This window comes from Mycobacterium europaeum, from assembly GCF_002102155.1.
Lineage (GTDB): Bacteria > Actinomycetota > Actinomycetes > Mycobacteriales > Mycobacteriaceae > Mycobacterium > Mycobacterium europaeum.
On record NZ_LQOU01000005.1, the window covers coordinates 1 to 20,747 of the forward strand.

3 protein-coding genes are annotated in these 20,747 nt (G+C 70.5%); all 3 read right to left on the reverse strand.

The window, feature by feature from the left end; translation table 11 throughout:
- On the reverse strand, positions 1-2,404 hold a 2,404-nt coding region (locus AWC03_RS01805), incomplete at its 3' end, for a non-ribosomal peptide synthetase (RefSeq protein ID WP_142278297.1).
- Positions 2,405-2,819: 415 nt separating this feature from the next.
- Complete coding sequence (locus AWC03_RS01810) at positions 2,820-10,466, reverse strand: amino acid adenylation domain-containing protein (protein ID WP_085238827.1); 7,647 nt, start codon at positions 10,464-10,466, stop codon at positions 2,820-2,822.
- A complete protein-coding gene (locus tag AWC03_RS01815; protein ID WP_085238828.1) occupies positions 10,463-20,716 on the reverse strand; it encodes a non-ribosomal peptide synthetase in 10,254 nt (3,417 codons plus the stop codon). Before AWC03_RS01815 ends, AWC03_RS01810 begins: the two co-directional genes overlap by 4 nt.
- Between the last annotated feature and the right edge of the window lie 31 nt (positions 20,717-20,747).

Consider the following 20,747-nt stretch of genomic DNA (forward strand, 5'->3'; position numbering starts at 1 on the left):
CCGCCCGGCGCACGTACCCCAACCCCACCCCGGCCCCGGCCACGTACAGCTCACCCACCGCGCCCGCCGGCACCGGCCGCAACCACCCGTCCAGCACGAAGAACGCCGCGCGCGCCACCGGCGACCCGATCGCCGGCGGCCCCGAGCCCGCCTCCAACGGCGCACTCTTGGCCACCCACATCGTGGTCTCGGTGGGCCCGTAGACGTTGACCATCACCCGCCCGGGCGCCCAGCGGTCCACCACCGCCGCCGGGCAGGCCTCCGCCCCGACCACCAGCGCGGCCCCCAGACCCTGCGGTGACAACACCGCCACCGCAGACGGTGTCTGGGTCAACACCGAAACCCGCTGCTCGATCACCAACGCGTGCAGGTCATCCGGGCACCGCACCACCGCATCGGGCACCATCACCAGCTGGCCCCCATGCAACAACGCGCCCCAGATCTCCCAGACGGAAAAGTCGAAGGCCAGGGAATGGCACTGCGACCACACCTGCCCGGCCGCCAGCAACCCGTCACCGGCCAATGCCTCGAACAACTGCGTCACGTTGCGATGAGTGACCGCCACCCCTTTGGGCACGCCCGTCGTACCGGAGGTGTAGATCACGTGCGCCACGTCGTCGGCAGCCGGCCCCATCACCCCCGCGCTCGACTGGCGCTCGATCGCCGGATCATCAACCTCGACCACGGCTCCCGAAAAGCCATCCAACCGCGGCCGCAGGCCCGCGGAAACGATCACCGCCACCGGCGCGGCATCGGCGAGCATGAACCGCACCCGCTCCGCCGGCGACGCCGGGTCGATCGGCACATAGGCAGCTCCCGCCTTGAGCACGCCCAGCACCGCGATCACGGTCTCCCCCGACCGCTCCACCAACAATCCGACATGCGTACCGCGATGCGCGCCATGCCCGATCAGCCAGCGCGCCAAGCGATTCGACGCCTCGTCCACCTCCCGATAGGACCAGGACCGGCCACCGCACGACACCGCGGGAACGTCGGGCGCGCGAGCCGCCTGCACCGCGAACAACTCAGGAATCGACGCCGCCGCCGGGCCACCGGGGCCCAAGGCTGCCCGGTTGCCCCACCCGTCCAGGCGCGCACACTCGGCCTCGTCGAGGACGTCGACGGACAGCAACCGTCGCGTCGTATCCGTGGTCAACGCCACCAACAGCCGCTCCAAGCGGCCCACCAGATAGGGGACGTCGAGGGTGGAGAACGGCTCCCAGGCGCCCGCGGTGCTGAGGAACAGCCGGTCGCCGTCGGTGGAAAAGATCAAACCGAAGCCACTCGCCTGCCCGGAGTTGGTGTAGGACGCGGAGGCGGTGACAGCGCCGAACGGCAGGGTGAAATCCGAGGGGACGAAATTCACGCTCACCCGTTCCGGCGGCCCCACCGGGCCGCGGGTTTTGCGCTCCAGCGATTGCACCGGAAACCGTTGGTGCTCAACCGCTTCCCGAACGCACTCGTCGACGTGTCGGCAGAACTCGGCGACCGTGAGCTCGGGCGAGACGCGTAACACCAGCGGCACCACACCGGCGACCATGCCGGGCAGGGTTTTCGACTCCGGGCGGACGCGCCTGTTGACCGGGAAGTCGAGGACCACCTCCGAGCCGTCTGCGCTCCACCGGCGCACCAACAGCGCACACGCTGCCGTGACGATCGAGGTTTGGGACACTCCCCACACCTGTGCGAGCTTGTCGACCCGGCGAAGAATGCCGGCGTCCAGCGCGACCGGGGCGCACGGCCACGGATCGCGCTCCCCCGCGGCGCGCGGCGCCCGATGCGGGGCGGCGTCGTTCGCGGGAAGGTGCTGCGTCCAGTAGGCCTCGTCGTCCCGGTAATCGCCGGACGCTTCGTAGGCGGCCTCGCAGGCGATCAGATCCTGCAGCGAGCCGAATACGGCCGGAGGGACAGGCGCGGCGGAGACGATGGCCGAGTAGATGGAGGCGATGCGGTGCCCGACGAGTGCGACACCGGTTCCGTCGATGACGATGTGGTGGCAGCAGGCGAACAGGTGAAATTGGTCGGTGCGGGTCTGGAAGAGGGCGAACCGGAACAGCGGGCCCGTGAGCGGCATGGGAGTCCGCTGGATCGACAACGCCATCCGCCGGGCTTCTGCGACGGCATCGTCCGAGCCGGTCAGGTCATGGAACGGGAGTTCAACGTCCGGGTAGTCGATCGCTCGTTGGAAGACCTCGCCGTCCGCCTCGATGAACGCGGCCCTGGCGGGTTCGGCTTCTTCGAGCGCTTGGCGGATCGCCCACTTCAGGGCGTCACGGTGAACCCTGCCGTCGATGGTGACGAAGAGGCCGATCTGCCACTCGGTGCCGGAATGGCCGGTCTCCTGCGCGAGCCATATGTCCAGTTGCCCGCGAGTAAGCGGAAGTGCCCGGTCACCAAGCTCCATCCGACTTCCCAACCATAGGGTTCACCCTTGAAACCCCCGGTTGACGGCGCCGCTCGACCGAACTCCTCCGCAATGCCTGTTCGGTTCCGCTTGATGTAGTGCATACGGCGCGGTCCGTGCCCGGATCCTCGCCGCTGTCGCCGCTCGTCGCCGCTAAGAAGGCAGATCTGCTGCGGTCGCCATGGAGCGGGCGGACGCACAGTATCTCCGTCAACTGAGTCGACATCAGTGCAACAGTCCGAAAGGTTAACGGATGATCAAGATCATGCGCTAGTGGTTTCTAAAAAATGGCAGGAACCTGTCAGGGATCAGGGGAATCCCATGCAAACGATACGAGAGGGATGTTTCTCACTCCGAAACCAACCATACGATTTGGGGCGACCCTGGCGGGCCGCCCCAAATGCAGGGATGCGGATCAGAGCAGACCGAGCAGCTGCAGGTCGGTGACGTATTTGACGATCACCGCCGGCGTGATGTGCGGGATGTCGTTGTCGGCGCCGATCTTGGCTTCCTGCACCGCGGCGCGGAAGCGGTCGGTCGGGGCGAACGACCCGCGGGCCGGCTCCGGCGCCTGCAGCTGGTTGTACCCCGGGACCTGCAGCATCTGCAGGACCGAGTGCTTGCGCTGGTGTTCCGGCAGTTCGCGCAGGGCGGCCTCGAAGCGCTGCAGCCACTCGCCGAAGTCGTCGATCCGTTCGATCGGATAGCCCGCCTCGATCAGCCAGTCGACGTACTCGTCGATGCCGACGCCGTCGTCGTGCGGGTTCATCACGTGATAGGTCTCGAACCCCTCTATCACCTGGGCACCCAGCGTGGTAACCGCCTCGGCGACGAACTCCACCGGCAGCGCATCGAAGTGCGCACGCTGCCGATTGCCCTCGGCGTCCAGCTGGTAGAACGAGCGCGGCGCGATGCCGGTGGCCACCAGGCTCAGCACCATCCGGGTGAACATGTCCGACAGGTTGAACTGGCCGGCGTAGCTGGTGTCGGACAGGATCATGTCGGAGCGGAACACCGAGACCGGCAGGCCGCACAGGTCGTGGGCCTCGCGCAGCAGCACCTCGCCGGCCCACTTGCTGTTGCCGTAGCCGTTGGCGTAGCTGCCGTCGATCTTGCGGATGGGGCTGATGACCCGGATGTCGGCGTCCTCGGTGAACGCCGCCGGGTCGATCTGGCGGCCCACGTCGGAGGTCGACACATAGGCGTAGGGCTTCACCTTGCTGGTCAACGCCACCCGGATCAGCTCGGCGGTGCCCGCGACGTTCGGCCCGAACAGCTCGCTGTAGGGCAACACACCGTTGACCAGAGCCGCCGAGTCCACGATCAGGTCGACAGTGTCGGCCAACCGCTGCCACGTCCGCTCGTCCAGGCCAAGATTCGCCGCGCCCTTGTCCCCCGCGATCACCTCCAAGTGATCGGCGGCCAGATCCTGGAAATACCGCAACAACTTCGGATCACCGCTGTCGAAGGTCTTCTCCAGCCGCTGACGGGCCTCCTCGTCCGAGCCCGCCCGCACCAGACAGATCAGCCTGCCGTCCACCAACTCCAGCTGCTCGAGCCACTGCAACACCAGATAACGCCCCAGGAAACCGGTCGCCCCGGTCAACAACACCGTGCGCACCTGCGAACTCGGCCCGGGCAACGCCGGCGCGGTCCCCAGCGTCGCGGCGTCGATGAAGTTCTCCAGCTTCAGATCGCTCGCGTAGATCTGGGTGGCGTCGCGGCCGTGCACCGACGCGAAGCTGGCCGCCCCGCCCTCGGCTTCGTCGGCGCCGCTGGCGTCGTGCTCCGCCCGGTGGCCGAGGCGCCGCACCGACGGTGCCTCGAACAAGGTGCGCACCGAGAGGTTGGCGTCGAGGGCCGTGTTGATCTCGGCGATCACCCGCATGGCGGACAGCGAGTCGCCGCCGAGGTCGAAGAACGAATCTTCCACCGAAACCCGCTGCAGCCCAAGGACGTTCGCGTAGATGTCGGCCAGGGTCTCTTCCACGGGCGTGGCCGGGGCCCGGTATTCACCGCCGGTCTTCTGGTACTCGGGCGCGGGCAGCGCCCGCTTGTCGAGCTTGCCGTTGACGGTCAGCGGCAGCGCGTCCAGCACCACCACCGCAACGGGCACCATGTACGCGGGCAGCCGCTCGCCCAACCGGGCCCGGATGTCGGCCGGGTCGGCGGTGCCGGTGATGTAGCCCACCAGGCGCTTGTCGCCGGGGCGGTCCTCGCGGGCGATCACCGCAGCCTGCTCGACGCCGTCCAAACCGGCCAGAGCCGTTTGGATTTCGCCGAGCTCGATGCGGTAGCCCCGGATCTTGACCTGCTCGTCGACCCGTCCCAGGTACTGCAGCTGGCCGTCGGCGCCCCAGCGCACCAGGTCCCCGGTGCGATACATGCGCTGCCCGGGCGGACCGAACGGGCACGCCACGAACCGCGAGGCCGTCAGGCCCGAGCGGCGCACATACCCGGAGGCCACACCGCGACCGGCGATATAGAGTTCGCCGACGACGCCCTGCGGCGCGGGCCGCAGCCAGCGATCCAGCACGAACAGCGCCGCCCCCGGCACCGGGCTGCCGATGGGCGCCCCCGTGTCCGGGTTCAGCCGCGCGCTCATCGCCGCGTAGACCGTGCCTTCGGTGGGGCCGTAGGCGTTGATCATCACCCGGCCCGGCGCCCACCGCTCGACCACCTCGGGCGGGCAGGCCTCACCGGCCACCACCAGCGCCGTCGCGTCCAGCCCCTCGGGCGAGAGCATGCCCACCGCCGACGGGGTCTGGCTGAGCACCGTCACGTTCTCCGCGACCAGCAAGGCGTGCAGGTCCTTCGGGGACCCGGCCACGGACTCGGGCACCACGACCAGCCGCCCGCCGTGCAACAGCGCGCCGAAGATCTCGTGGACAGAGACGTCGAACACCAGGGAATGCCACTGCGCCCAGACACCCGGGTCGGGCAGGTCAGCGTGCAGCTTCTCCAGCAGCTGGGTGGCGTTGTGGTGGGTGACCGCCACGCCCTTCGGGACGCCCGTGGTGCCCGAGGTGTAGATCAGGTACGCGATGTCCTGGGCCGTCGGCGCGGGTAGCGCCGTGGCGGGCTGGGCATCCACCGACGGGTCGTTGACGTCGATGACCAGCAGATCGGAGCCGTCCAGCCGCGACCGCAGGTCGGCGGTGGTGACCGCCGCGACCGGCGCGGCGTCGGCGAGCAGGAACTCGATCCGCGCCGCCGGGACCGCCGGGTCGATCGGCAGGTAGGCCGCCCCGGTCTTGAGCACCGCCAGGATCGAGATGATCGCCTCGGCCGACCGGGGGAACAGCAGCGCGACGCTTTCGCCCGGGCCCGCGCCGTGCCCGGCGAGCAGGTGGGCCAACCGGTTGGCGGCCTCGTCGAGCTCGCGGTAGGTCAGCGTGCGGCCCTCGAACGTCAGCGCCGGAGCCTCCGGAACGCGGGCGACCTGCCTGGCGAACAGGGCCGGGATCGACTTCGCCGCCCGCACGGGCGCGGTCAGCACCGCCCGGTTGCCCCACTCGTCGAGGCGGGCGCGCTCGCCGCCGTCCAGCACATCCATCGCCGAGAGCCGCTGGCTGGAGTCGGCGGTCATGGCCCCCAGCACCCGCTGGAACCGCTCGATCAGCGACTCGATGCCGGCGGTGTCGAACACGCTGGTGTCGAACTCGACCCGCAGGCCCAGCTCCCGGCCCGGGAGCGCCATGACCGAGAGCGGGTAGTGGTTGTATTCGCGGTTGGTGACGTCGGTGATCGCCAGCTCATGGAAGCCGAGCGGCACGCTGGTGTCGATCGGGTAGTTCTCGTACAGGAACAGCGTGTCGAACAACAGGTCGTGGCCCGTGACGCGGTGAATCTCGTTCAGCGCCAGGTGCTCGTGCTCGATCGTGTCGTTGTGGGCGCGCTGCAGCTGTTGCAGCAGCTCGGCCACGGTGGTGCCGGCGGTGACGTGGGCGCGCACCGGCACGGTGTTGATCAGCAGGCCCACCATCGACTCGGCGCCGACCAGGTCGGCGGGCCGGCCGGACACCGCGGTGCCGAAGGCCACGTCGTGCTGGCCGGTCAGCCGCATCAGCAGCTGGGCCCAGGCCGCCTGCAGCACCGTGTTGATCGTGGTGTGGCAGGAGCGGGCCAGCTCGCCCAGCGCGCGCGTCGTCTCCGCGGGCAGCCGGTAGGACTCGACGCTGCGCCGCCCCACGGCCAGCCGGGCCGGCGGACCGACCAACGTGGGGGTGTCGAAGCCGGCCATCACCTCGGCCCACGCCGCCCGGGCGGCCGTGCGGTCCTGCGCCGTGAGCCAGGTCAGGTAGCTGCGGTACGTCGCGGGCGCGGGCAGCCGTTCGCCGTAGTAGCTGGTCAGGATCTCCCGCAGCATGATCGGCAGCGACCACCCGTCCATCACGATGTGGTGGTTGGTCAGCACGAATCGGTGCCGGTTGTCGGCGGTGCGGATCAGCGCGGCCCGGAAGGCCGGCCGGTGGGCGAGGTCGCTGACCGCGGCGCGCTCGGCGGCGCAGAGCTGTTCGATCTTGTCCTCGGGGTCGAGGTCTTCCGCGCCGAGCTGGACGTAGCGCCATGCCATCACCGGGTCGGCCGGAATGACCTGAACCGGCTCGCCGAACTGGGGGCAGAACCGGGCCGCCAGGTTGGGGTGCCGGTCGACGACGGTGTGGACGGCCTCGCGCAACCGGTGCGGGTCGAGGTCGCCGGTCACGGTGATGCCGAGCTGTACCGCATACACGTCGTCGCCGGGGTCGTGCGCGAAGCTGGCGTGGAAGAGCAGCCCCTGCTGCAGCGGGGTCAACGGCAACACGTCGGCGACCGCGTACTGCTGGCACAGGTCGTCCAGCTGCTGCTGGGTCAACCGGGCCGGGGCGACGTCCGACGGGGTCAGCCCGCCGCCGCCGCTACGGACGTGCGCGCAGATCCCGGCAAGGGCCTCGAACCACAGCTGGCTCAACCGGCTGACCTGCTCGTGGTCCAGCGCCGAGGGCGCCCACGTCCAGTTGGCCTGCAGGTGGGGGCCGGCCTCGGTGTCCATGGTTCCGGCGTTGAGGTCGACGGTGTGCATCAACGGCATCGGCAGCGCCGCGCTGGCGGCGCCGGTGAACGACAGGCTGTCCTGGCTGATCCGCCACATCTCGCCGGGCAGATCGGCGGCCGCACCCAGGCGGCCCAGGTAGTTGAACCCGATCACCGGGTCGGACCCGTCCAGGTCCACCTCGGCGTTCATGTACCGCAGCAACCCGTAGGTCAGCGGGTCGGGCAGGGCGCGCAGCTGCTCCTTGGCCTTCTTGACCAGCATGCCGAGCGCGGGGTCGCCGGCCATCACCTGCGCCCAGTCCAGTTCGCCGACGGTCAGCGCGACGGGGTACTTGGTGGTGAACCAGCCCACGGTGCGCGACAGGTCGACGTGCGGGCCCAGTTCCTCGTGGCGGCCGTGGCCCTCCACGTCGATGCCGATCGGCGCGCCGGTGCCCACGAACCGCGCCCACGCCAACCCGAACGCGATCAGCAGGATGTCCTGCACGCCGGCGTGGAACGCCGCGGGCACCTCAGCCAGCAGCATCCGGGTGGTGTCGACGTCCAGCGACACCGACAGCTGCTTGGCCGTCTCGTACGTGTCGACGTCGGGGCGCACCGCCGGCAACAGCGCCGGGGTCGCCGCCACCTCCCGCCACGCGTCGGCCTGGGCGACGACCTCGGCGCGCTGGGCGTGCTCCTCCAGCATCGCCGACCACCGGGCGAACGACGTCCCGCCCACCGGCAACGCCACCGGCTGGCCGCTGTGATGCTGCGCCCAGGCGATGTTCAAGTCTTCCAACAGGATTCGCCACGAAACCCCGTCGACGGCCAGGTGGTGAATGATCAACGCCAGCTGGGCCGTGGATTCGGCCCACACGGCGCGCAGCATGATCCCCGCCGCGGGGTTCAGCTGCGAGCGCGCGGCCACCAGCGTCGCGTCGGACAACGCGTCGACGATGTGCATGCACGCGTCGGCCTCGACCGCGCCGACCTCGGGCGCGTCCAGCGACCAGCCGCCGGCGCCGTCGTCGTCGACGCGCATCCGCAGGGTGGCGTGGCGGTCCAGCAGCGACTGGAGCACCACCCGGACGTCGTCACTGGTGACCCCCGCCGGGGCCTGCACCACCATGGTCTGGTTGAACTGGTCGGTGGGGCCGTCGACCTGCTGGAGCCAGCGCATGATCGGGATCGCGACCACCGGGCCGATGCCCTCGTCGACCACGTCGTCGTCGGAGGCCACGCCGGCCACCCGGGCCAGCCGGGCCACCGTCTGCTCGACGAAGACGTCGCGCGGGCGGCACACCACACCGGCCGCGCGGGCGCGGGCCACCACCTGCATCGACAGGATGCTGTCCCCGCCGAGGTCGAAGAACGAGTCGTCGACGCCCACCCGCTCCAGGCCAAGGACCTGGGCGTAGATGGCGGCCAGCGTCTCTTCGACGGCCGTGGTCGGGGCGCGGTATTCACCGGTCGTCTTCTGGTATTCGGGGGCAGGCAGGGCCCGCTTGTCGAGCTTGCCGTTGACGGTCAACGGCAGCGCGTCCAGCACCACCACCGCGGCGGGCACCATGTAGGCCGGCAGCCGCTCCCCGAGCCGGGCGCGGACCTCGGCCGGGTCGGCGGTGCCGGTGATGTAGCCGACCAGCCGCTTGTCGCCGGGGCGGTCCTCGCGGGCGATCACCGCCGCCTGCTCCACGCCGTCCAGCGCCGCGAGCGCCGTCTGGATTTCGCCGAGCTCGATGCGGTAGCCGCGGATCTTGACCTGCTCGTCGGCGCGCCCCAGGTACTGCAGCTGGCCGTCGACGCCCCAGCGCACCAGGTCGCCGGTGCGATACATCCGCGTCCCCGGCGCCCCGAACGGGCACGCGATGAAGCGCGACGCCGTCAGACCCGCCCGGCGCACGTAGCCGGAGGCCACGCCGCGACCGGCGATGTACAGCTCGCCGACGACGCCCTCGGGTGCGGGCCGCAACCACTTGTCCAGCACGAACAGCGCCGCCCCGGGCACGGGCGAGCCGATCGTCGGCGCCCCCGACTCGGCGCTCAGCGGCGCGCTCATCGACGCGTACACCGTGCCCTCGGTCGGGCCGTAGGCGTTGATCATCACGCGTCCCGGCGCCCACCGGTCCACCACCTCGGCCGGGCAGGCCTCGCCCGCCACGATCAGCGCCGTCGAGTCCAGGCCGTCCGGCGACAGCATCCCCACCGCCGACGGGGTCTGGCACAACACGGTGACCTTCTCGGCGACCAGCAGCGCGTGCAGGTCGTCCGGGAAGCCGGCCACCGACTCGGGCACCACGACCAGGCGCCCGCCGTGCAACAGCGGGCCCCAGATCTCCCACACCGACACGTCGAACACCAGCGAATGCCACTGCGACCAGACACCGGCCTGCGGCAGGTCGGCGGGCAGCTTCTTCAGCAACTGAGTGACGTTCTGGTGGGTGACCGCCACGCCCTTGGGCGTTCCGGTCGTCCCCGAGGTGTAGATCATGTACGCGATGTCCTCGGGGGCCGGGCCCGGCAGCCCCGAGCTGGACTGTTCGGCCACCGCGGGGTCGTCGACCTCGACGACCAGTAAGTCGAACCCGTCCAGGCGCGGCCGCAGCTCGGCCGTTGTCACCGCGGCGACCGGGGCCGCGTCGCCGAGCATGAATTCCATCCGTGCGGCCGGGACCGCCGGGTCGATCGGCAGGTAGGCCGCCCCGGTCTTGAGCACCGCCAGGATGGACACGATCGCCTCGGCCGACCGCGACTGGAGCAGCGCCACGCACGCGCCCGGACCCGCGCCGTGATCAGCCAGCAGGTGCGCGAGCCGGTTCGCGGCCTCGTCGAGCTCGCGGTAGGTCAGCGTGCGGCCTTCGAACGTCAGCGCCGGCGCCTCGGGGACACGCGCGACCTGCTTGGCGAACAATGCCGGAATCGAGACAGCGCCCGTCACCGGTGCGGTCAGTACCGCCCGGTTGCCCCACTCGTCGAGGCGGTCGTGCTCGCCGCCATCCAGCAAGTCGATCGACAACAATCGCCGCCCTGCGCCGACGGTCATGCCTGCTCCTCCAGATCTGCGGTCATGGCCTCCAGCACCCGCCGGAAACGCTCGACCAACCTCTCGATTCTGCCCGTGTCGAAGACTTCTGTATCGAATTCGACGCGAAGACCCAGTTCGTGACCCGGCACGGCTTGCACCGAGAGCGGGTAATGGTTGAATTCGCGGTTGGTAAAGCCATCGATGGCCAGCTCGTCGACGGCCGACAGCGCGGCGGTGTCGATCGGATAGTTCTCGTACACGAACATGGTGTCGAATAATTGGTCGTGTCCCGTTACACGATGGATTTCGTTCAGCGCCAGATGCTGGTGCTCCAACGTGTCGTTGTAGGCGCTTTGTAGCTGGTTGAGCAGGTCGGCGATGGTGGTTTCGGCGCCGATCGTCGCCCGCACCGGCACGGTGTTGATCAGCAGCCCCACCATCTGGTCCGCGCCCGCCAAATCGGTGGGCCGGCCCGAGACCGCCGTCCCGAAGGTGACGTCGTGCTGGCCGGTCAGCCACATCAGCAGCTGCGCCCAGGCGCCCTGCAGCACGGTGCTGACGGTGGTGTGGCACGACCGGGCCAGCTCACCGAGCGCCCGCGTGGTCTCCGCCGACACCTCGAACGAGGAGACGGCCCGCGGGCCGAGGCTCATCCGGCCGGGCGGCCCGACCAATGTGGGGGTGTCGAAGCCGGCCAGCACCCGCCGCCACGCCGCCTGGGCGGCGCCGCGGTCCTGCGCGGCGAGCCAATCGACGAACTTGCGGTAGGGCACCGGGGCGGGCAGCGGTACCCGGTAGTAGGCGGCAAAGATCTCCTGCAGCAGGATCGGCTTCGACCAGCCGTCGAGCACGATGTGGTGGTTGGTCAGGATGAAGCGGTGCCGGTTGTCGGCGGTGCGGATCAGCGCGGCGCGGAACGGCGGGCGCTCCGCCAGGTCGCACACCGCGGCGCGCTCGGCGGCGCACAGCTGCTGGATCTGCTCTTCGGGCTCGAGGTCTTCGGCGTCGAGTTCGACGTACCGCCACGCCAGCGGTGGGTCGGCCGAGAGCACCTGCACGGGCTCCCCGAAGTCTTCGAGGAAGTGCGCCACCACGTTGGGATGCCGCTTGATCACGGTGTGCACGGCGTCGCTCAGCCGGTGCGGGTCGAGCGCACCGCTCACGCGGATGTCGAGCTGCACCGCATACAGGTCATCGCTCCCCTGCGCGGTGCCGGTGTGGAACAGCAGGCCCTGCTGCAGCGGGGTCAACGGCAACACGTCGGCGATCGGGTAGCGCTGGCACAGCTCGTCGATGTCGTGCTGGGTCAGCCGGGCGGGGGCGAGGTCCGACGGGGTGAGCCCGCCGCCACCGCTGCGGACGTGGCTGCAGATGCCGCTCAGGGCGTCGAACCACAACTCGCTCAGCCGGCCGACCTGGACCTCGTCGAGCGCCGAGCGCGCCCAGGTCCAGTTGGCCTGCAGCAACGGACCGGCGGCGGTGTCCAGGGTGCCGGCGTTGAGCTCGACGGTGTGCGGCAGCGGCATGGGCACCGCCGTCGCGGCGCCGGCCGACGCCAGGCTGTCCTGATCCAGGCGCCAGAAGTCGCTGGAGAGTTCGGCGGCGCCGCCCAGACGGCCGAGGTAGTTGAACCCGATCACCGGGTCCGACGCGTCCAGCTCCACGTCGGGGTTCAGGTAGCGCAGCAGCCCGTAGGTCAGCGCGTCCGGCAGGGCGCGCAGCTGTTCCTTGGCGTCCTTGACCAGCGCCCCCAGCTCGGCCTCACCGGCGACGACCTGGCCCCAGGACAGCCCGCCGACCTTGAGCGCGACGGGGTACTTGGTGGTGAACCACCCGACCGTGCGGGACAGGTCCATTTGCGGGCCCAGTTCCTCGTGGCGGCCGTGGCCCTCGACGTCGATGCCGATCGGCGCGCCGGTGCCCACGAACTGCGCCCAGGCCAACCCGAACGCGATCAACAGGATGTCCTGCACCCCGGCGTGGAACGCCGCGGGCACCTCCCCCAGCAACAACCGGGTGGTGTCGGCGTCGAGCGACGCCGACAGCTGTCCCGCGCTGACGAAGGTGTCGATATCGGGCGCCACCGCCGGTAGCGGCGCCGGCGTCGACGCGATCTGCCGCCACGCCTCGGCGGTGTCGACGACCTCCGGCCGACGCGCGTGGTCCTCCAGCATCGACGACCACCGGGCGAACGACGTCCCGCCCACCGGCAAGGCCAGCGGCTGGCCGCTGTGATGCTGCGCCCAGGCAATGTTCAAGTCTTCCAACAGGATTCGCCACGAAACCCCGTCAACGGCCAGGTGGTGGATGATCAGCGCCAGCTGGCCTGTGGAGGGCACCCACACCGCGCGCAGCATCGCGCCGCTGGCCGGGTTCAGCTGGTCGCGGGCAGCCGACAGAGCCGCGTCGGACAGCGTCTCGACGGTGTGCACGCACCCCGCGGCGTCCACCGCGCCGACCTCGGGCACCCGCAGCGACCAGCCGCCGGCGCCGTCGTCGTCGACCCGCAGCCGCAGCATCGCGTGCCGATCCAGCAAAGCCTGCAGGATCCACACCACGTCGCTCTCGCCCACCCCGGCCGGGGCCTGCACCACCATGGTCTGGTTGAACTGTTCGATCGGACCGTCGACGCTGTGCAGCCAGCGCATGATCGGGGTCGCGACCACCGGGCCGATGCCCTCGTCGACCACGTCGTCGTCGGAGGCCACGCCGGCCACCCGGGCCAGCCGGGCCACCGTCTGCTCGACGAAGACGTCGCGCGGGCGGCACACCACACCGGCCGCGCGGGCGCGGGCGACCACCTGCATCGACAGGATGCTGTCCCCGCCGAGGTCGAAGAACGAGTCGTCGACGCCGACGCGCTCCACCCCCAGCACCTGGGCGTAGATGGCGGCGAGGATCTCCTCGATGGCGGTGCTCGGCGCCCGGTAGTGGTCGGCGTCGGAGTATTCCGGCGCCGGCAGCGCGCGGGTGTCGAGCTTGCCGTTGACGGTCAACGGCAGCGCCTCGAGCACCACCACCGCCGTGGGCACCATGTAGGCCGGCAGCCGCTCCCCGAGCTGGTTGCGGATCTCGGCCGGGTCGGCGGTGCCGGTCACGTAGCCCACCAGCCGCTTGTCGCCGGGACGGTCCTCGCGGGCGATCACCGCCGCCTCGTTGACCCCGGCCAGGGCGGCCAGGGCCGCGTGCACCTCACCGAGCTCGATGCGGTAGCCGCGGATCTTGACCTGCTCGTCGGCCCGGCCCATGTACTGCAGCTGGCCATCGGCGCCCCAGCGCACCAGGTCCCCGGTGCGATACATCCGTTGTCCAGGGGCGCCGGCACCGACGAACGGGCACGCCACGAACCGCGTCGCGCACAGCCCCGACCGGCCCACGTACCCGTACGCGAGCCCCCGGCCGGCCACATACAACTCGCCGACGACACCCTCGGGGACCGGCCGCAGCCAGCCGTCCAGCACGAAGAAGCCCAGGTGGGCCAGCGGCACGCCGATGGGGCTGGCGTTGCTGTCGACGTCACCGTCGACGATCTCCCGGAACGACGCATGGACCGTGGTCTCGGTGATGCCGTACATATTGATCAGCCGGGGCAGCCCCGGGTGGTGGTGCAGCCATTTGCCGAGCTTGTGCGGCTCGAGCGCCTCGCCACCGAACACCACGGTCTGCAGCTTGAGCTGCTGGCCGAGCTCGGGGGCGAGCGAGTCGGCGGTCTGCAGCGCGTAGAACGCCGACGGCGTCTGGCTCAGCACGCTGACCTGCTCGCGAACCAGCATCGCGTGCAGCTCTTCGGGCGAACGGACGACCGCGTCGGGCACGATCACCAGCCGGCCACCGTACAGCAGCGACCCGAAGATCTCCCACACCGAGAAGTCGAACGCCAGCGAGTGGCACTGCGTCCACACCTGGCCCAGCGCCAGCTGCGCGTCCAGGGACTCCAGCAGCTGGGTGACGTTGCGGTGCGGCACCGCCACACCCTTGGGGGTGCCGGTGGTGCCGGACGTATAGATGATGTAGGCGATGTCCTCCGGCGACGGCGCGGGCAGCCCGTCGGCGGGCTGGCTCGCGACGGCGGGGTCATCGAAATCGATGATGTCCAGGTTCGACCCGTCGAGCCGCGACCGCACCTCCGCGGTGGTGACGGCGGCGATCGGCGCGGCGTCGCCGAGCACGAACTCCATGCGCGCGGCCGGCACCGCCGGGTCGACCGGCAGGTACGCCGCACCCGTCTTGAGCACCGCCAGGATCGCGACGACGGCCTCGGCCGTGCGCGGGAACAGCACCGCGACGCGCTCGCCCGGGCGGGCGCCCCGCCCGGCCAGCAGGTGCGCCAACCGGTTGGCGGACTCCTCGACCTCGCCGTACGTCCACGACCGGTCGCCGAAGGTGATGGCCACCGCCTCCGGCGCGCGCGCCGCCTGCGCGGCGAACAGCTCCGGAATCGACGCCAGCTTGGGCGCCGGCTCGGCCAGCACCGGCCGGTTGCCCCACTCGTCGAGCCGGCGGTGCTCGGCGGCGTCGAGCAGGTCGATCGAGGACAGCCGCCGCGACGGGTCGGCCGTCATGGCGACCATCACCTGCTGCAGCCGCTCGATCAGCGTGTCGATGGCGGCCCGGTTGAAGACCTCGGTGTCGAATTCGACGCGAAGGCTCAGCTCGTGACCCGGCGAGACCACCACCGACAGCGGGTAGTGGTTGTACTCCCGGCTGCTGAAGTCGGTGACCGCCAACTCGTGGACGCCCAGCAGCGCGCCCGCGTCGATCGGGTAGTTCTCGTAGAGGAAGAGGGTGTCGAACAACTGGTCGTGCCCGGTGGCGCGGTGGATGTCGGGCAGCGCCAGGTACTGGTAGTCGACGGTGTCGTTGTGCAGGCGTTGCAGTTGGTCCAGCAGGCCGGCGACGGTGGTGGTCGCGGCGATCGCCGCCCGCACCGGCACCGTGTTGATCAGCAGGCCGACCATCGCGTCCGCGCCGTGCAGTTCGGTGGGCCGTCCGGAGACCGCGGTGCCGAAGGCCACGTCGTGCTGGCCGGTCATCCAGGTGAGCAGCTGCGTCCACGCGCCCTGCAGCACGGTGCTGATGGTGGTGCGGCACGAGCGGGCCAGCTCGCCGAGCGCCTTGGTGGTCTCGGCGGGCACGTGGAAGGCGGCGACGGCCCGACGGCCGATCTGCCCGGGCGGTCCGACCAGGGTGGGGGTCTCGAACCCGGCCAGCGCGTGGGCCCACGCCGTCTGCGCGGCGGCCCGGTCCTGGTTGGTCAGCCAGGTCACGAAGGTGCGGTACGACGGGGCGGCGGGCAGCCGCTCCCCGTAGTAGCTGGCGAACACCTCCTGCAGCAGGACCGGCAGCGACCAGCCGTCGACGACGATGTGGTGAATGGTCAGCACGAACCGGTGCCGATCGGGCGCCGTGCGGATCAGCATGGCCCGGAACGTCGGCTGATCGGCCAGGTCGCAGACCGCGGTGCGTTCGTCGGCGCACAGCCGCTCGACCTGCTCGTCGACGTGGCCGTCGTCCAGCTCGACGTACCGCCACGCCATCTGCGGATCGGCCGGGATGACCTGCACCGGCTCGCCGAAGTCTTCGGTGAACCGGGCGACCAGGTTGGGGTGCCGCTTGACGGCCGTGTGGACCGCCTCGCGCAGCCGCGCCGCGTCGAGGGCGCCGCTGACGGTGATCCCCAGCTGGACCGCGTACAGGTCGTCGGTGTCCTGCCCGAACGCGGTGTGGAACAGCAGGCCTTGCTGCACCGGGGTCAGCGGCAGCACGTCGGCGACGCCGCCCTGCCGGCAGAGGGCGTCGAGTTGTTGCTGGGTGAGCTGGGCGGGCGCGATGTCCGACGGGGTCAGCCCGCCACCGCCGGCCCTGACGTGCGCGCAGATCCCGGCCAGCGCCTCGAACCACAACTGGCTCAGCCGGTTGACGCGCTCCTCGTCCAGCGCCGAAGGCGCCCACGTCCAGTTGGCCTGCAGGTGCGGGCCGGCGTCGGTATCCATGGTGCCGGCGTTGAGCTCCACGGTGTGCGCCAGCGGCATCGGCACCGCGGTGGCCACGGCCGCCACGGCCAGGCTGTCGTGACTGACCCGCCACAGTTCGTCGGAGAGGTCGGCGCCCGCGCCGAGCCGTCCCAGGTAGTTGAACCCGATGACGGGGTCGGGCCCGTCGAGGTCCACGTCCGGGTTGAGGTAGCGCAGCAGCCCGTAGGTCAGGCCGTCGGGCAGGGCGCGCAGTTGTTCCTTGGCGGCCTTGATCACCGGGCCGAGTTCGGTCCCCCCGGCCACCACCTGCGACCAGTTCAGCCGGCCGCCCGTCAGCGCCACCGGGTACTTCGTGGTGAACCAGCCCACGGTGCGCGACAGGTCGACCCGGGGCGCCAGTTCTTCCTGGCGGCCGTGGCCCTCCACGTCGATGCCGATCGGCGCCGCACCGGTGCCCAGGAATTCCGCGAAGGCCAGCCCGAAGGCGATCAGCAGGATGTCGCCCACGCCGGCGTGGAACGCGGCGGGCACCTCACCGAGCAGCAATCGGGTGGTCTCGACGTCCAGCGAGACCGACAGCTGACCGGCAGTGACATAGGTGTCGGCGTCGGGTTGCACCGCCGGCAACGCGGCCGGGGTGGCCGCCACCTGCCGCCACTCGTCGGCGCGGGCCACCACGTCGGCTCGCTGGGCGTGCTCGGCAAGCAGCGACGACCAGCGGGCGAACGAGGTCCCGGGCGCCAGCAGGGATATCGGCTGCCCGTTGTGATGCTGGGCCCAGGCGATGTTGAAGTCTTCCAACAGGATTCGCCACGACACCCCGTCGACGGCCAGGTGGTGGATGATCAACGCCAGCTGACCCGTGGGCTCCGCCCAGGCCGCGCTGACCATCACCCCGGCGGCCGGGTTCAACCGCGACCGCGCCTCCGCCAGCGCCTCGTCGGACAACGCCTCGACGGCGTGCACGCAGCCGCGCGCGTCCACCGCGCCGACCTCGGGCACCTGCAGCGACCAGCCGCCCGCGCCGTCGTCGTCGGCGCGCAGCCGCAGCGTGGCATGGCGATCCAGCAGCGCCTGCAGCACCGCCACCACGTCGGCCTCGGTCGCCCCCGCCGGGGCCTGCACCACCATGGTCTGGTTGAACTGCTCGATCGGGCCCTCGATGCTGTGCAGCCATCGCATGATCGGGGTGGCCACCACCGGCCCGACGCCGTCGTCGGCCGCACCGCCCGCGCCGTCGACCGCCACCTCGGCCACCCGGGCCAGCCGGGACACCGATTGCTCGACGAACACGTCGCGGGGCCGGAACAGGATCCCGGCCGCACGCGCCCGGGCCACCACCTGCATGGACAGAATGCTGTCGCCGCCGAGGTCGAAGAACGAGGCGTCCACCCCGACCCGGTCCAGGCCCAGCACCTGCGCGTAGATGTCGGCGAGGATCTCCTCGACCGGGTCCTCCGGCGCGCGGTATTCGGCGGTGGCGTATTCGGGTGCGGGCAGGGCGCGCTTGTCGAGCTTGCCGTTGCCGGTCAACGGCAGGGCCTCCAGCACCACCACCGCGGCCGGCACCATGTACGGCGGCAGGCGGTCGGCCAGCGCGGCGCGGATCGCGGCCGGATCGGCCGTGCCGGTGATGTATCCGACCAGGCGCTTGTCGCCGGGGCGGTCCTCGCGGGCGATCACGGCCGCCTGGTCCACCCCGTCGAGGCCCTTGAGCACCGATTGGATTTCGCCGAGCTCGATGCGGTAGCCGCGGATCTTGACCTGTTCGTCGGAGCGGCCGAAGTACTGCAGCTGCCCGTCTTCGCCCCAGCAGACCAGGTCGCCGGTCCGGTACATGCGCGCGCCGGAACCGCCGAAGGGGTTGGCCACGAACCGGGAGGCCGTCAGGCCCGCGCGGCGCACGTATCCGATGCCGACGCCACGGCCGGCCAGATACAGCTCACCGACCACACCGGCCGGGACCGGCTGCAACCACTTGTCGAGAACGAACATCGCCGCCCCGGCGATCGGCGAACCGATCGGCACCACGGCCGAGCCCGGGGTTAGCGGCTCGCTGATCGACGCACACACCGTGGTCTCGGTGGGGCCGTAGGCGTCGAGCATCACCCGCCCGGGCGCCGCCCACCGGTCCACCACGTCCGCCGGGCAGGCCTCGCCGGCCACCACCAACGCGGTGGACTCCAGGCCGTCGGCCGGCAGCATCGCGACCGACGACGGGGTCTGGGTCAGGACGCTGACCTTCTCCGCGACCAGCAGGTCGTGCAGCTCTTCCGGCGAGCTCGCCACCGACTCGGGGACGACCAGCAGCCGCCGCCCGCGCAGCAGGGCGCCGAAGATCTCCCAGACCGAGAAGTCGAAGGCCGACGAGTGGCACTGCGTCCACACCTGGCCCTTGGGCAGACCGGCGTCGAGCGACTCGATCAGCCAACTGACGTTGAGATGAGGAATCGCAACGCCTTTGGGGGTTCCGGTGGTTCCGGAGGTGTAGATGATGTAGGCGATGTTCTCCGCGGCCGGCGCCGGGAGCGGCGTGGCGGGCTGGGCGTCGACGTCCGGGTCGTGGACGTCGACGACCAGCAGGTCGTGCCCGTCCAGCCGCGAACGCAGGTCGGCGGTGGTGATGACCGCGCTCGGCGCCGCGTCGGAGAGCACGAACTCCATGCGCGCCGCGGAGTGTGCGGGGTCGATCGGCACGTAGGCCGCCCCCGTCTTGAGCACCGCGAGCATGGCCACGATCGCGTCGGTGCACCGGGGGAACATGACCGCCACACAGCCACCGGGACCCACCCCGTGGCCGGCCAGCAGGTGCGCGAGCCGGTTGGAGGCCTCGTCGAGTTCGGCGAACGTCAACGACTTGGCGGAGCAGGTCACGGCCGGGGCATCGGGCGTCCGCTGCACGTGTTCGGCGAACGCCGCCGGGATCGACACCGGGGCGGGCACCGGCTCGGTCAGCGCCGCGCGGTTGCTCCACTGGTCGATCTTGGCCGGCTCGTCGGCGGCCAGCAGGTCGATGGAGGACAGCCACCGCTCCGGGTCGGCGGTCATCTCCTCCAGCACCTGCTGCATCCGGGCCGCCAGATCGGCGACACCGAAGTCGGCGAACGGCTGCCCCGGTCCCGCGGTGCTCAGGAAGAGCTGATCGCCGGAACCGAGGAAGAACAGGCTGAAGTGCCCCACCGGCCCGTGGTTTGTGTAGGTGGCGGTCGCCGGCGATCCGGCGAGGTCGAGGGTGAGCCGCATCGGGAGGAAGTTGATGCCGACCCGGCTCGCCGCCTGCCGCAGGCCGTCGCTCTCGAGGGTGTGCACGGGGAAGCGCTGGTGGTGCAGCAGCTCCCGGATTCGGATGTCGACGTGTTTGCAGAAGTCGGCGACGGTGCCCGTGGGTGGGGTGTCCAGCACCAGCGGCACCACCCCGGCGAACATCCCGGGAAGCGTTTTCGACTCCGGGCGGACCCGCCGGCTCACCGGGAAGTCGAGCGCCACCTGCGAACCGCTCCCCGACCACGCCCGCACCAGCAGCGCGCAGGCCGCGGTGGTGACCGAGAATCGGCGGATGCCCAGCTTCTTGGACAGCTCCTTGATCCGGGTGGTGACGGACGGGTCCAACTGGACGGAGGCGGACGGCGAATAGTGGTCCCGGCCGCTCGGCTCATCGGTCGGCCGATCAACCCACGCGGTCTCCGGCGGTAGGTTGTGGCTCCAGTACTCCTTGTCCTCCTGATAGTCGGAGGACGCCTCGTACTCCGACTCCAGGTCCACCAAATCCTGGGCCGAGCCGAAGTAGGCGTCAGGAATGGGTTTTCCGGCGACCATGGCGGTATAAATCGTGGCGACCCGACGGCATACCAGCGCCATTCCCAATCCGTCGATTGCGATGTGGTGGCAGCAACCGAACAAATAGAACTCGTCAGCCTGTGTCTGGAACAACACGAATTGGAACAGCTGACCGTTCAATGCCATCGGGGTGCGCTGGATCGACGACGCCATGGCGCGGGCTTCCTGCACGGGATCCGGTGACGAAGTCAGGTCGTGGAAAGTGAGCTCGACATTCGGGTAGTCGATCGGCTTTTGCACGACGTGTCCGTCGACCTCGAAGAACGACACCCGGCCGGCCTCGGCCTCCGCGACGGTTTGGGTGAGCGCGCGCTGGAGGGCATCGCGATCGAGTGAACCCTCGATCTTGATGAGTAGCCCGAGCTGCCACTCCGTACCGACGAAGCCCGTTTCCTGTGAGAGCCAGATGTCGAGCTGCCCGCGCGTCAGCGGAAGTGCGTGATCACCATCTCCCATCGACTCCCCCAAAGCTCCATCCGCCCCATAC

Bases quoted from the DNA above. Each gene is read 5' to 3' on its own strand.
- AWC03_RS01810 (WP_085238827.1), bottom strand. From the start codon at position 10,466: ATGACCGTCGGCGCAGGGCGGCGATTGTTGTCGATCGACTTGCTGGAT.
- AWC03_RS01815 (WP_085238828.1), bottom strand. From the start codon at position 20,716: ATGGGAGATGGTGATCACGCACTTCCGCTGACGCGCGGGCAGCTCGAC.